Here is a 12,492-nt window from a genome sequence, read left to right as displayed (position 1 = left end):
CTGTCCTCCCCTCGCCCCTCCGGGTGCCGCGCCTGCTCCGTCGCCCGCATTCCCGGGCCTCCGGCGCCTGGTCGCTCGCCCTGCGTGGCTGCGGCCGGGCGCACGCAGCGTCCACCGTCGTCCCGAAGGAGGACGCCCGCCGGGCGAGCGACAGAGGCCGGGAGTGGGAGCCGCTCGGGTCGGCCGTGCACGAAGCGCGGGCCTCGGCGCACAAGGGGCTGCCCCCGCGCGCGGGCGTGCGCCACGATGGCCGCATGTCCCTTCGCCTGCGCGTGGCCACCGCCTCCGACCTCCCCGCCCTGCTCGCCCTGCTCGCCGACGACGCCATCGCCCGCGAGCGCCGTGGCTATGCGGCCGAGCCCTCCGCCGCGGTGCAGGCGGCGTTCGAGGAGATCTCGCGCGACCCGAACAACGAGCTGATTGTCGGAGAGCTCGAGGGGGACCCGAGCGGCGCGCCCGTGGCCTGCCTGCAGCTCACGTACATCCCGGGGCTGAGCCGCGGCGGGATGCGCCGGGCGCTGGTGGAGGCGGTGCGCGTGCGCGCGGACCTGCGCGGCCAGGGCCTGGGCGAGCAGCTGATGCAGGACGCGATGGCGCGCGCCCGGGCACGCGGCTGCGGCCTCATCCAGCTCACCACGGACAAGCGCCGCGAGGCCGCACACCGCTTCTACGCGCGGCTCGGCTTCGAGGCGAGCCACGAGGGGATGAAGCGCAGCCTCTGAAAGGCCTACTCCGTCAGGTCGTCCACCGGGTGCGAGAGCGTCCCGTCGGACTCCACCACCCACACGTCGAGCGTGTCGTCGTTGTCCACGTTGCCCACGGCGACCGCGCGCCAGCCCTCGGGCAGCGCGTCCTCGTCGGGCAGCGAGTAGGGGCCGCCGAGCGTGGCCGGGAGCGCGTCGTCGGCGAGGAAGTAGGAGTAGCGGCGCTTGTCGCCGGGGGACCAGCTCAGCTGCGAGAAGGACTGCACCTCGCCGCCGGCCTGCTCCAGCTGCACGTTGAGCGCGCGCAGGCTCCTGCTCGCCTCGGCCTGCTTCGAGCGCGCCTGGAACTTGATGTAGTTGGGGATGGCGATGGCCGCGCCCACGCCCACGAGCATGAACGCGAGCCACACGCTGCCGACGATGATCGCCGCCTTCGCGAGGCCGCGGCCCTGCAGCGCCGGCTGGCGCTTGATCTCGTTGAGCGCCACCACGCCGAGCACGATGCCCACCACGTTGAGCAGGCACGCGGGGATGCTCGCGAGCACCAGCGCGACGATGGCCATTGTCGAAGTGCGCGGTGCCGAGGTGCGCGGCGCTGCGTTGCCCGGCAGGGGCACGCCCGTCGTCGCGGCTGCGGGAGGCGGCGCGCCCGGAGAGACGGCGGTTCCGCAGGCGGGGCAGAAGCGGGCGTCCGCGCTCAGGGCGGCGCCACAGGTGGGGCAGGAGCTCATCGTCGGCAATCCACGGGCAGGGGTTGGGGGCTCGGTGAGGCGCAAGCTCCATCCTCGTCGTTCCCCCGCCCGGGCGCCATCCTTCCGCGCGCTCAAGCCCCGGGCTGCGGCGCCCCCTGCTCCCAGAGCCGGCTGCGCGCTGCCATCAGCACCCACTGCAGGTGCCGCTGCTCGTCGGCGAAGTTCAGGTCGAGCAGCGCGCGCGTCTCCTCGTCCCAGTCCACCTTGAGCACGCGCGCGTAGGCGGCGTTCGTCACCTGCTCGCCCTCCGCGAGCGCGGTGACGAGCTCCTCGGTGCGCAGCCCGTCCTGCACGGCGCTGAAGCCGTGGCGCTGGCAGGCCTCGGAGTCCGGCACGCTGCGGGCGCGCGCGCCGCCGAGCCACTCGATGCGATCGTTGAGCTCGCGCACGTGGCGCAGGTGGTCCGAGCGGAACTCCATCAGCGCCTGCTCCACCACCGGCACGTTCACGATGCGCAGTGCCGCGTCGTAGACGGTGACGGCGTCCAGGTCGATGTGGACGAGCTCCGCGAGGAGGGCAAGCTGCTTCGGGTCCTTCATGGCCATGGGGGCGGCTCCTGGTGGTGTGAGGCCTCTTGCAGTGGGCGCGCACGGGGCGCGGGGCCACCCTGACCGGAGTGCAACGCCCTCGGCAGGCCGTCCCCGGGCCAGGCGGAGGAGAGCCCTCCCGGGAATGGGCCCCGGAGCGCCCTCGAGGCCTCGCTCACCGGGAGCGCCGGGCCTGCGCTAGCGTCCGGGCCTTCTGCGCGCGCAACTCGCCGCAAGGAGCACGCTCTTGGGATTCTGGTCGAAGCTGCTGGGGCGCGAGGCGCCCGCTGCCCGTCCGCAGGTACAGGCCCCGCCCATGCGCGAGGCTGTGCCGGATGCTGCGATGCGCGAGGTGCTGAGCGCCGCAGGGCTGCCATCGCCGCGCTGGATTCAGGTGGGTGAGGACGTGCATGCCCACGTGCGGGTGCCGGGCGCAGAGGCCGTGCAGGAGTGGACGCGGCTGCGCGCGCTGCTCGCGGCCCACGGGCTCTACCCGGTCCTCCTCGGCGACGAGGAGAGCCTCGCGCGGCACGCCGAGACGCTGGACGACGCGACCGGCTCCGCGGCCCCGCGGGTGCGCGAGGTGCTCTCGGGGCCGCCCTTCGATGCGCGCGAGTGGGCGCATGACAAGCTGGCCGGAGAGGCCGCCGAGATGCGCGAATACGGCGAGGAGGAGGCTGCGCGTCACGACGAGTCGGTCCTCCCGCTGCTGGACGCCACCGGGCCCGTGGTGCTGCCCGCCGACGTGCAGCCCCTGCGCAGCTTCACGATCCCGACCGACATCGTGTCCGGGAAGTTCCTCCCCGAGGTGACGCTCGCGGTGATGCGCGCGAGCGCGCCGTGGGAGGTGCCCCTGCAGCTGCGCTACGGCGGCTGGAACGCCTGCCCCCTCCCCGAGGAGAACGCGCGCCTCATGCGCAGCTGGGCCGAGCGCTTCGGCGCGGAGGTGGTGGGCATCTCGCACGACACGGTGGAGCTGCGCGTGGCGCGGCCTCCCCAGGACGCTGCGGCCGCCCTGCGCCTCGCGGTGGAGCACTACGCCTACTGCTCGGACATCGTGCACCAGGGCGTGGAAAGCATCGAGGGGCTCGCTGCCACGCTGCTCGGCGCGCCCGTGTGGTTCTTCTGGTGGGACTAGCGATGGCGCCCCTGCTCGTCAGCGCCCTCTTCTGCGCGAGCGCCCTCGCGTGGGTGGGCTACTTCCGCTGGAAGGACCGGCGCCGGCCCGAGCCCTGGGTGCTGCTACTGCTGGTGCTCGGCGGCGGGGCGGCCGCGGCGCTGCTCGCGCTCGCGGGCTTCGACCGGCTGGAGGCGCTGGGCGTGGGCACCGCGTGGGAGGACGTAGCGGGCCCGACCCTGCGCCGTTCGCTCGGCGCGGCGCTGCGCATCGGCGGCGTGGAGGAGGTGGCGAAGCTGCTGCCCGTGCTGCTGCTCGCTCTCACCGACCGCCACTTCGACGAGGTGCTGGACGGCATCGTGTACGCGGCGTGCGCCGGCGTGGGCTTCGCGCTGGCGGAGAACGCGGTGATGTGGAGCGGAGGCGCACTCGGCGCGCAGGAGGCGGTGGCGCGCGCGCTCGCCGCACCCCTCACCCACGCGCTGCTCGCCGCGCCCGCGGGGCTGGGGCTCGCGCTCGCGGTGCTGCGCCGCAGGCCCTGGGCGCTGGCGCTCCCCATGGGCCTCGCCCTCTCGGCCGCCGCGCACGCGCTCTACGACTGGCTGCTCGCGCAGCCGGGCCTGCCCCCGGGCGTGCACACGTTCGTGGTGCTCGCGCTGTGGGTGTGGCTGATGCGGATGAGCCCGAAGCTCGCGCGACTTCCTCCGCGCGCGGCCTCAAGCGCTGCTGCGCGCGGCTGAGCGCAGGCGGGCGAGCGCCGCCATCACCGCGTCCGCGTCCTGCTGCACCGGCCCCAGCGCGGGTTTGCGGCGCGGGCGCGTGGGCAGGCCCGCGGCCCGCAGCGCCAGGATGCGCTCCTCGAGCCACGCCGCGTCGAAGCCGGCCCACACGCCGGCCATCGAGAGGAGGTTCGCCGCGACGACCGGCCTCACCTCATCGCTCAGGATGCGCAGCAGCTCCCCGTCCGCGTAGCCCGAGTCGCCCAGCACCTCCGCGATGCGCGCGTGGTCCCTCGCGTCCAGCTGCGTGTCCAGGAAGAGCTCGGACCAGGCGACCCACACGGGGCGGCGGCGCTCGAGCTCCTCGTCTGCGAGCGCAGGCGCGGGGCGCAGCGGGTAGCGCCGCCGCAGCCACGCTTCCCACCACTCCTCCACGTGCTCGGAGAGCAGGACCAGCGTGCACACGCAGAAGAACGCGAACACGCCCCACTCGCCGCCGTGCGCGCCCGGCTGCACGGCGAGGAGGAGCGCGCCGGCGCAGAGCAGCGCGCCGGCGGCGAAGAGGAAGAGGCTCGGCTTCCCGTCCCTGGCCATGCGGACCTCCTGCGAAGCGCTACGGAGCGGCGCGCGCCACCGGGGCCACCTTCACCGTGGGCTTCTTGCCCGGCTGCGCGAGGTCCTCGGGCTTGAGGGGCTTGCGCGGCAGCAGCTCGGGGCGGTTCGCCGCCTCCCACACGAAGGTGGCCACCACCACGCTGGCCTGCATCAGGTCCTCGCGCTGCAGGCGCTCGAAGGTGTCCCAGTTGGTGTGGTGGGTGCGCGCCGAGTACTCCACCTCGTCCTGGATGAACTGGAAGCCGGGCACGCCCACGTCGTCGAAGGAGGTGTGGTCGGTGGAGCCGGTGTTTCGCGCGGTGACGGTGGTGGCGCCCAGGTCCTGCACCGCGTCCAGCCAGCCGCGGAACAGGGGCATCACCGCGGCGTTCTCCTGCGCGTAGATGCCGCGCACCTTGCCGGTGCCGTTGTCCAGGTTGAAGTACGCAGACACCTTGGCCTGCTCCGGCTTGAGCGTGAGCGGCAGCTTCTCCTTGCGCATCGAGGCCGGGAGCATCGCCTCGGCGGGGTCCTTGGGCTCGGGGCGGCTCGCCAGGTGCTGAGACACCCAGGCGCGGCTGCCCAGCAGGCCCTGCTCCTCGCCGCTCCACAGCGCCACGCGCACGGTGCGCTTGGGCGCCACGCCCACGGCCTTGAGGATGCGCATCGCCTCCATCATCACCGCCACGCCCGCCGCGTTGTCGGTGGCGCCGGTGCCGGTGTGCCACGAGTCCATGTGCGCGCCGAGCATCACCACCTCGCCCTTCTTGTCCGTGCCGGGCAGCTCGGCCAGGGTGTTGTAGGCGCTGAGGTCCTGGGTGTGGAAGGTGGCCTTCAGGTCCAGCTCCAGCTGCACGTCCACGCCCTTGTCCAGCAGGCGCGCGAGGCGCCCGTAGTGCTCGGGGGCGAGCCCCACGCTGGGCACGCCCAGGGGCTCGTCGTCCTTCCAGGTGCCGGAGGCCTGCACGCGGAAGACGCCGCCGTCGCCCGCGCCCAGGTCCACCAGCGCCGCCACGTGCTCGTCCTGCGCGAACTGCGCGAGTGCCTTCCGGAAGGCGCGCCGCTTCATGTACTCCTGGAAGCGCGCGGTGTCGGTGGCCGCGGGCACCTTGTACGTTCCCAGCTCCGTGAGCTCCTTGTCGTCGTAGCGCTCGAGCGCGGCCTTCTCCTGGGGCTTGAGCTCCTTGGGCTCGGCGAGCAGCACGATGGCGCCCGCGAGCTTGCCCTTGTACTTGGCCAGGTCCTCGGCGGACTCGAGCTTCGCGCGCACCACCTTGCCGCGCACCGGGCCGTTGGTCGCGGGGCTCCACGCCTTGGGCAGCGCGTAGAGGCTCTCGACGCCGGGAGCGAGCATGCGCAGCGTGCAGCCCTCGGAGGTCCACCCCTTGCCGAACTTGAAGGGCTCGAGGTGCGCGTTCTGCAGCCCCAGCTCCTGGAAGGTGCTGCGCGTCCAGTCGTTGGCGCGCTTCATCGCGGGCGAGCCGGTGAGGCGCGGGCCGATGACGTCCGTGAGCTGCTGCGCGTAGTCCATCACCTTCGAGTTGCGGAAGCCCTCCTGGCGGATGCGCGTCTGCATCTGCAGGTCGGGCGCGTCCGCGGCGAGGGCCGGGGCGGAGAGGACGAGGGAGAGCGAGAGGGCGGCAAGTGAGCGCACGGGCGACTCCTGCAGAGGGGACAGGCTTTGCGGGACGGGAGGCTCGCCTGTGGGGGGCCGTGCTGGCAACCGCCGTCGCGGCGTAGGCACAGCGCGCACACCGGCGCCGCCGCAGGTGTGCTGTGCTGCGTCACCATGGTCCCGCTCGCCCTCACGCTCGCCGCCGTCCTCATCGCGCTCGCGCTGCTGCACGTGTACTGGGCCGCGGGCGGGCGCGCGGGCGCGGACGCGGCGGTGCCGGAGGTGGAGGGGCGGCCCGCCTTCGTGCCCGGGCCCAACGCCACGCTGCTCGTGGCGCTGGGGCTCAGCGCCGCGGCGCTCACGGTGCTGGGCCGCGCGCACCTGTGGCTTCCGCCCTGGCCTCCGCCCCCCGTGTTCGCGGTGGGCACCTGGGTGCTCGCTGCGCTCTTCCTCCTGCGCGCCGTGGGGGACCTGCGCCGGGTGGGCTTCTTCAAGCGGGTGAAGGGCACGCGCTTCGCCCGGCGCGACACGTGGGTCTATTCACCTCTGTGCCTCGCGATGGGGCTGGGGCTGGTGGGACTCGCGCTCGGGGGCTAGGCACTGCCCCACGGCCCGGCCGCCTGGGCAGATCCGGCCTCCTGCCCGCGCGGCAGCCGGGGAGACGCGCGGGCGTGTTGCGATCGGGGCCCGCGCTCCCGAGCTTTGGCGTGGTGATCATCGACAGCCACACCCACCTCAACCGCTACTCCGCCGAGGAGCCCGCGAGCGCCGCCGAGCGGCTCGCGCTGCTGCGCGCGCAGCTCGAGGCGAGCGGAGTCTCCCGCGCGCTGGTGCTCGGCTCCTACGCGGTGACGCCCGAGCGCCCGGGCACGCAGGAGCTGCTCGCGCTGGTGGGCGACGACCCGCGCTTCGGAGTCGTGGGCGGCGTGCGGCTGGGGCGCGCACGAGAAGGGGCATGGGGCGAGGAGCTCGCCGAGCTGCGCGCGCTGCTGCGGGGCGGGCGCCTGCGGGGCCTGAAGATCTACCCGGGCTACGAGCCCTACTCGGCGGCGGACCCGGAGCTGCACCCGGTGTACGCGCTCGCGCGCGAGTTCCGCGTGCCGGTGATGGTGCACACGGGGGACACCTACGCGCGCGGCGCCCGCGTGCGGCTCGCCCATCCGCTCACGGTGGACGAGGCGGCGGTGGCCTTCCCGGAGGTGACCTTCGTGCTCTGCCACCTGGGCAACCCCTGGTTCACCGACGCGATGGAGGTCGTCTACAAGAACGAGAACGTGGTGGCGGACATCTCGGGCATCACCCTGGGCGCCTTCACCGACCGCTTCGCGCGCCTCGTGCGCCGCCAGCTCGACGACGTGCTCGCCTACCTCAACGACCCCACCAAGCTGCTCTTCGGCAGCGACTGGCCCCTCTCGGACATCCCGAGCTACCTGCAGCTGGTGGACACGCTGGAGCTCACCCCCGAGGAGCGCGAGGGGCTGCTGTGGCGCAACGCCGCGCGCGTCTTCGGCTGGGAGCAGGAGCTCGCGGGAGCCGGCGATGCCCGCTGAGCTGCCCACGCCGCGCGCCGTGGAGGTGAAGGACGAGCGCAGCCCGCTCGCGCGCCACGCCATCACCCTGATGCAGGAGGCCATCGGCGACGTGCACCCGGCGAGCTACCTGCTGGGCGAGCTGCGCGACACGCGCCAGGGCCGCGCGCAGGGCGGCGGCTACCACCTGCTCGCGCTGCCGGACCCGGAGGCGCCCGGGGGCGAGCCGCTCGCGGCCGCGGCGGGCGCGTACCTGGAGGCGGTGCACGCGGGCTTCGTCTCCTACCTCGCGGTGCGCGAGGACCAGCGCGGCCGGGGCCTCGGACGCAGCCTGCGCGAGCAGCTGGTGGACACCTTCCGCGCTCAGGCCCGGGACGCGGGCGCAGGCGAGCTCGCGCGCGTGCTGGGCGAGGTGCAGCAGGACAGCGCCTGGCTGCGGCTGCTGGTGCGCGAGGGGCGCGTGGTGCCGCTGGACTTCCCCTACTTCCATCCGTGGATGTCGCGCCGGGGTGAGGGCTACTACGCGCTGTACCTCGAGCCGCTCGCGGACCGGCGCACCGAGCTGCCCGCCCGGGAGGCCGCGGGGCTGGTGGAGGCGGTGTGGCGGCGGGCCTACCGCATCCGCGACCCCGTGCACTGGGAGACCTACCGCTACATGCTGCGCCGGCTGGAGGGGCGCACCACGGTGGGGCCGGACCCCGCCCTGCTGCGCGCGCTCAGCAGCTAGCGAGGCGCGGCCACGGGTGTGGGGGAGCGAGCAGGCGTCCGTGCGGCGGCGGACAGCGACTGGGTGGCGCGCCCGGCCCGAGCGATGCAGAACCAGACGCGACGTTGGCATTCGGATAGGAGGGAGCGCCGCCGCGCCCCCCGGCCGCGCCGCCCCCTGGAGAGCCCTCACCTGTCCCCCTCCCCCACCGAAGTCGCCCCGCTCGCCCCCCTGCGGCCCGGGGTGCGCCTGGCGCTGAGCGCGCTGCTGCCGGTGCTCGCCGCGCTGGGGGTGAGCGTGGCGCTGCAGGTGCTCGCGCCCGGGATGAGCGTCCCCTTCCCGCTCTTCACCGCGGCGGTGATGGCGGCCGCCTGGCTCGGGGGGCGGCGCGCGGGGTTCGTCTGCACGGCGCTCGCGCTGCTCGCGCTGGGGCTGCGCTTCGTGCTCCCGCGCGGCCTGCTGCTCGGGGACGCGCTGCTGCTGGGCAGCTTCGCGCTGCTGGGAGGGCTGGCGAGCGTGGCCCTGGGCTCGCAGCGCGCGCACACCCTGCGGATGCAGGCGGAGCGGCGGCTGCTGGATGCGGTGCTCGCGCAGGCGCCCGTGGGGGTCATCGCCGCCGAGGCGCCGGGCGGGCGGGTGGTGCTCTACAACGCCGCGAGCGAGCAGGTGCTGGGCCACCCCGTCATCCCCTCCGAGGCGGTGACGCAGTACGCGCGCTACGGGGGGCTCACCGCGGACGGCACGCCGGTAGACCCCGAGGCCTACCCCACGGCGCGCGCGCTGCGGGGCGAGACCGTGCGCGACGAGCGGATGCGCTACCTGCGCGGCGACGGGAGCGAGACGCTGCTGCAGATCAGCGCGGCGCCGGTGCGCGAGCCCGGCGGCGCCATCACCGCCGCGGTGTGCGTGTTCACGGACGTCTCCGAGCGCGAGCGCGCCGAGGCGCAGCTGCGGGCGAGCGAGGAGCGCTACCGGCAGATCTTCGAGGCCGCGCCCCAGGTCATCTGGACGAACCGCGTGGACGGCACCGACACCCGCTTCAACGCGCGCTGGCGCGAGCTCACCGGTCAGACGCCCGAGGTGAGCGCGGGGGTGGGCTGGCAGGAGGCCATCCATCCCGAGGACCGGCCGCGCCTGCGCGAGCTGCGCGCCCAGGGCATCCGCGAGGAGCGCCCCTACGCGGTGGACTTCCGGGTGCGCACGGCCTCGGGCCGCTACCACTGGCTGCTCGCGCGCGTGGTGCCGCTGAAGGGCGCGGAGGGCCGGCTCGAGGGGTGGCTGGGCGCGGGGCTGGACATCCACGAGCGCAAGCGCACCGAGGAGCTGCAGCGCTTCCTCTCCGAGGCGAGCGCCACGCTGGCGCGCGCGCTGGGCGAGCGCGAGGTGCTCGAGGAGGCGGTGCGGCTCGCGGTGCCCGAGCTGTGCGACTGGTGCGTGGTGGACCTCAATGCGCCCGGTGGCCTGCAGCGCGCGGCGGTGTTCCACCCGGACCCCGCCCTGGCCGAGCACGTGGAGACGCTGCGCCGCCACGGCCCACGCGCAGGCTCCGCCAGTCCCGTGCTCGAGGTGTTCCGCACCGGGCGCGCGCAGCTGCTGCAGCCCTACCCGGAGGCGCAGCTGCGCACCCACGTGCAGAACGACGCGCACCACGCTGCGGTGCGGGCGCTCTCGCCGGAGTCGATGCTGGTGGTGCCGCTGCTCGCGCGCGAGCGGGTGCTGGGCACCTTCGTGCTCACGCGCTCCGCAGGCCGCGAGCCCTACACCCCCGAGGACGTGGCGCTGGCGGAGGACTTCGGGCGGCGCTGCGGGCTCGCGCTGGACAACGCGCGGCTGCTCACCGAGCTGCAGCGCTCGCTGCGCACGCGCGACGACTTCCTCTCGTCAGTCGCGCACGACCTGCGCAACCCGCTGAGCGTGGTGGCGCTGCGCGCGGGCATGCTGCGCGCCGAGGTGGAGCGCGGGGGCATCGCGCCCGAGCGCATCACGGCGGCCGCCGCGCGCATCGGCGCCGCGAGCGACGAGATGGCCGCGATGGTGGAGAGCCTCGTGGACCTGGTGCGCAGCGAGATGGGCGCGCCGCCCACCCTGCGCCTCAGCCTCGTGGACCTGGCCTCGCTCGCGCGGGACGTGGCGCAGGACCTGCAGCAGCAGGAGGCGCGCACGCACCGGCTGCAGCTGAGCATGCCGGCGACCGCGGTGAAGGCCGCGGTGGACGAGGTGCGGGTGCGCCGCGTGCTGCGCAACCTGGTCACCAACGCGGTGAAGTACAGCCCGGAGGGCAGGGAGATCTCCGTGCGCGTGCAGGAGCGCGCGCGCGAGGGGAAGGCGGGCGCGCTCATCGAGGTGCGCGACGAGGGGATGGGCATCCCGGCGGGCGACCTGCCCCACCTCTTCGGCCGCTTCTTCCGCGGCGAGAACGTGGTGGGCCGCATCCCGGGCACCGGCATCGGCCTGTTCGGGGCGCGGCAGATCGTGGAGCAGCACGGCGGCAGCATCGAGGTGAAGAGCGTGGAGGGCGAGGGCAGCACCTTCTCGGTGTGGCTGCCGCTCGCCGCTCCGGAGGCCGCGCCTACTTCGCCTTGAGCCCCAGCCCCTCCGCCACGCGGCGGCCGTAGTCCGGGTCGCACTGGGTGAGGTGGTGCACCATGCGGTCCTGGATCGCGCGGTCGCACACTTTCAGCGCGCCGACGAGGTTCTGGATGAGCTCGTCGCGCTCCCACGCCTCGAAGCTGCGGTAGCGCTCGCCGGCCTGGGTGTAGTTGTTCGGCCGGCTGATCTCCTTGCGCACCACCTGCCCGGACACGGTGGGGTGGTGGTTCTTGTACGGCTGCTCGGGCGTGCGCGGGGAGGCGTGCATGCTCGGCTCGTAGTTCACGCTGGGGTTCGCGCCGTTCTCGAGGCTGTCCTGGTAGAAGGCCATCTGCCCGTCGCGCTGGTTGGTGTTCACCTTCACCTTGGGCGCGTTGATGGGCAGCTGCAGGTAGTTGGGCCCCACGCGGTAGCGCTGCGTGTCCGAGTAGCTGAAGGTGCGGCCCTGCAGCAGCTTGTCGTCGCTGAAGTCCATGCCGTCCACCAGCACGCCGGTGCCGAAGCAGACCTGCTCCACCTCGGCGAAGTAGTTGGTGGGGTTCCTGTCCAGCACCATGCGCCCCACGGGCAGCAGCGGGAACTTGTCCGGCGGCCAGATCTTGGTGGGGTCCAGCGGATCCCAGTCCAGCTCCGGGTGCTCGCCGTCCTCCATCAGCTGCACCTGCAGCTCCCACTCCGGGAACTGCCCCTTCTCGATGCTGTCGTACAGGTCCGCCGTCGCGTGGTTGAAGTCCTTCGCCTGGATGGCCTGGGCCTGCTCCTGGGTGAGGTTGCGCTCTCCGCCCTTGGGGATGAAGTGGTACTTCACCAGCGTCGCCACGCCCTGGTCGTTCACCCACTTGTACGCGTGCACGCCCGAGCCGCGCATCTCGCGGTAGTTCGCCGGGATGCCCCACGGGCTGAACAGCCAGGTGATCATGTGCATCGCGCTGGGCGACAGGCTGATGAAGTCGAAGATGCGCCGCGGGTCCTGGCGGTTGGTCACCGGGTCCGGCTTGAAGGCGTGCACCACGTCCGGGAACTTCATCGCGTCGCGGATGAAGAAGATCTGCAGGTTGTTGCCCACCAGGTCCCAGTTGCCGTCCTCGGTGTAGAACTTGACCGCGAAGCCGCGCGGGTCGCGCAGCGTCTCGGGGCTGTGGCCACCGTGGATGACGGAGCTGAAGCGCACGAAGAGCGGCGTGCGCTGGCCCTTCTGCTGGAACAGCTTCGCGCGCGTGTACCTGGAGACCTTCTCCTTGCCCACCGTGCCGTAGGCCTCGAAGTAGCCGTGGGCGCCCGCGCCGCGCGCGTGCACCACGCGCTCGGGGATGCGCTCGCGGTCGAAGTGCGTGATCTTCTCGAGGAAGTGGTAGTTCTCGAGCACCGTCGGGCCGCGGTCGCCCACCGTGCGGTTGTTCTGGTTGTCGTAGACCGGGTGGCCCTGGCGGGTGGTCAAGGTCAGCGTCGGCTCGCCCTGCGGCTTCTTCTTCTCGTCGCTCATCGTGCGTTCCTGGAGGCTCGGGGAGGCGGGTTCGGGGCCCGTCGTTCACGGCGCGTCTAGAGGCCGTCCCTGCGAGGTACGCACGCTGCGGCCACTTGGCTTCGTCCCGCCGGGCTCGCACGAGACCCTGCCGGGCAGGCGCGCGGGCAAGCACCCG

The 12,492-nt window shown here is 73.7% G+C and carries 12 protein-coding genes; 7 read left to right on the top strand and 5 right to left on the bottom strand.

All coding sequences use genetic code 11. The features are described from left to right. Positions 1-254 precede the first annotated feature (254 nt). Positions 255-722, top strand: coding sequence for a GNAT family N-acetyltransferase (locus FGE12_RS05530; protein WP_153865188.1), 468 nt, complete (start codon positions 255-257; stop codon positions 720-722). A gap of 5 nt (positions 723-727) precedes the next feature. Here FGE12_RS05530 and FGE12_RS30855 read toward each other — a convergent pair whose 3' ends face one another. Both FGE12_RS30855 and FGE12_RS05520 read right to left on the bottom strand, forming a co-directional pair. Continuing rightward, a complete protein-coding gene (locus FGE12_RS30855; RefSeq protein WP_153865512.1) occupies positions 728-1,435 on the bottom strand; it encodes a DUF4190 domain-containing protein in 708 nt (235 codons plus the stop codon). A 92-nt stretch (positions 1,436-1,527) separates the two neighbouring features. After that, positions 1,528-2,001, bottom strand: a complete 474-nt coding sequence (locus FGE12_RS05520) for a ferritin-like domain-containing protein (protein WP_153865187.1) — start codon at positions 1,999-2,001, stop codon at positions 1,528-1,530. Between the two features lie 229 nt (positions 2,002-2,230). Here FGE12_RS05520 and FGE12_RS05515 point away from each other — a divergent pair, with 229 nt between their 5' ends. Together FGE12_RS05515 and FGE12_RS05510 are read left to right on the top strand one after the other, a co-directional pair. Further along, complete coding sequence (locus FGE12_RS05515; RefSeq protein WP_153865186.1) at positions 2,231-3,121, top strand: DUF4253 domain-containing protein; 891 nt, start codon at positions 2,231-2,233, stop codon at positions 3,119-3,121. A 2-nt stretch (positions 3,122-3,123) separates the two neighbouring features. Further along, positions 3,124-3,840: a PrsW family glutamic-type intramembrane protease gene (locus tag FGE12_RS05510; RefSeq protein WP_153865185.1), complete on the top strand. Its 717-nt coding sequence runs from the start codon at positions 3,124-3,126 to the stop codon at positions 3,838-3,840. On the opposite strand, the gene FGE12_RS05505 is transcribed toward FGE12_RS05510, so the two are convergent. Then, entirely contained in the window at positions 3,817-4,413 is a 597-nt protein-coding gene (locus FGE12_RS05505) for a hypothetical protein (protein ID WP_153865184.1), read from the bottom strand. The genes FGE12_RS05510 and FGE12_RS05505 overlap by 24 nt on opposite strands. 19 nt (positions 4,414-4,432) lie before the next feature. Beyond that, the gene (locus FGE12_RS30850; protein WP_370458891.1) at positions 4,433-6,067 is read right to left on the bottom strand and encodes a M20/M25/M40 family metallo-hydrolase; all 1,635 of its coding nucleotides are present in this window, start codon (positions 6,065-6,067) and stop codon (positions 4,433-4,435) included. Positions 6,068-6,202: 135 nt separating this feature from the next. Here FGE12_RS30850 and FGE12_RS05495 point away from each other — a divergent pair, with 135 nt between their 5' ends. The 4 genes from FGE12_RS05495 (at position 6,203) to FGE12_RS05480 (ending at position 10,846) form a co-directional block, all read left to right on the top strand. Beyond that, positions 6,203-6,625, top strand: a complete 423-nt coding sequence (locus FGE12_RS05495; RefSeq protein ID WP_153865183.1) for a DUF3995 domain-containing protein — start codon at positions 6,203-6,205, stop codon at positions 6,623-6,625. Positions 6,626-6,735: 110 nt separating this feature from the next. Beyond that, entirely contained in the window at positions 6,736-7,578 is an 843-nt protein-coding gene (locus FGE12_RS05490) for an amidohydrolase family protein (RefSeq protein WP_194797607.1), read from the top strand. Then, positions 7,568-8,284, top strand: a complete 717-nt coding sequence (locus FGE12_RS05485; protein ID WP_153865181.1) for a GNAT family N-acetyltransferase — start codon at positions 7,568-7,570, stop codon at positions 8,282-8,284. The genes FGE12_RS05490 and FGE12_RS05485 overlap by 11 nt, the downstream gene beginning before the upstream one ends. A 222-nt stretch (positions 8,285-8,506) precedes the next feature. Next, positions 8,507-10,846: a PAS domain S-box protein gene (locus FGE12_RS05480; RefSeq protein ID WP_194797606.1), complete on the top strand. Its 2,340-nt coding sequence runs from the start codon at positions 8,507-8,509 to the stop codon at positions 10,844-10,846. Here the strand turns inward: FGE12_RS05480 and FGE12_RS05475 are convergent. After that, the gene (locus FGE12_RS05475) at positions 10,833-12,335 is read right to left on the bottom strand and encodes a catalase (RefSeq protein WP_153865179.1); all 1,503 of its coding nucleotides are present in this window, start codon (positions 12,333-12,335) and stop codon (positions 10,833-10,835) included. The two genes, FGE12_RS05480 and FGE12_RS05475, sit on opposite strands and share 14 nt — an antisense overlap. Between the last annotated feature and the right edge of the window lie 157 nt (positions 12,336-12,492).

Source organism: Aggregicoccus sp. 17bor-14 (assembly GCF_009659535.1).
Taxonomy (GTDB): Bacteria; Myxococcota; Myxococcia; order Myxococcales; family Myxococcaceae; genus Aggregicoccus.
Note: the sequence above shows the minus strand (reverse complement) of the source record. Positions and strands in the feature narration are given on the sequence as shown.

Excerpts from the sequence above, each read along its gene's own strand:
- FGE12_RS05530 (WP_153865188.1), top strand. The coding sequence starts at position 255 with ATGTCCCTTCGCCTGCGCGTGGCCACCGCCTCCGACCTCCCCGCCCTG.
- FGE12_RS05485 (WP_153865181.1), top strand. The coding sequence starts at position 7,568 with ATGCCCGCTGAGCTGCCCACGCCGCGCGCCGTGGAGGTGAAGGACGAG.
- FGE12_RS05475 (WP_153865179.1), bottom strand. The coding sequence starts at position 12,335 with ATGAGCGACGAGAAGAAGAAGCCGCAGGGCGAGCCGACGCTGACCTTG.
- FGE12_RS05520 (WP_153865187.1), bottom strand. The coding sequence starts at position 2,001 with ATGGCCATGAAGGACCCGAAGCAGCTTGCCCTCCTCGCGGAGCTCGTC.
- FGE12_RS05510 (WP_153865185.1), top strand. The coding sequence starts at position 3,124 with ATGGCGCCCCTGCTCGTCAGCGCCCTCTTCTGCGCGAGCGCCCTCGCG.
- FGE12_RS05495 (WP_153865183.1), top strand. The coding sequence starts at position 6,203 with ATGGTCCCGCTCGCCCTCACGCTCGCCGCCGTCCTCATCGCGCTCGCG.
- FGE12_RS05505 (WP_153865184.1), bottom strand. The coding sequence starts at position 4,413 with ATGGCCAGGGACGGGAAGCCGAGCCTCTTCCTCTTCGCCGCCGGCGCG.
- FGE12_RS30855 (WP_153865512.1), bottom strand. The coding sequence starts at position 1,435 with ATGAGCTCCTGCCCCACCTGTGGCGCCGCCCTGAGCGCGGACGCCCGC.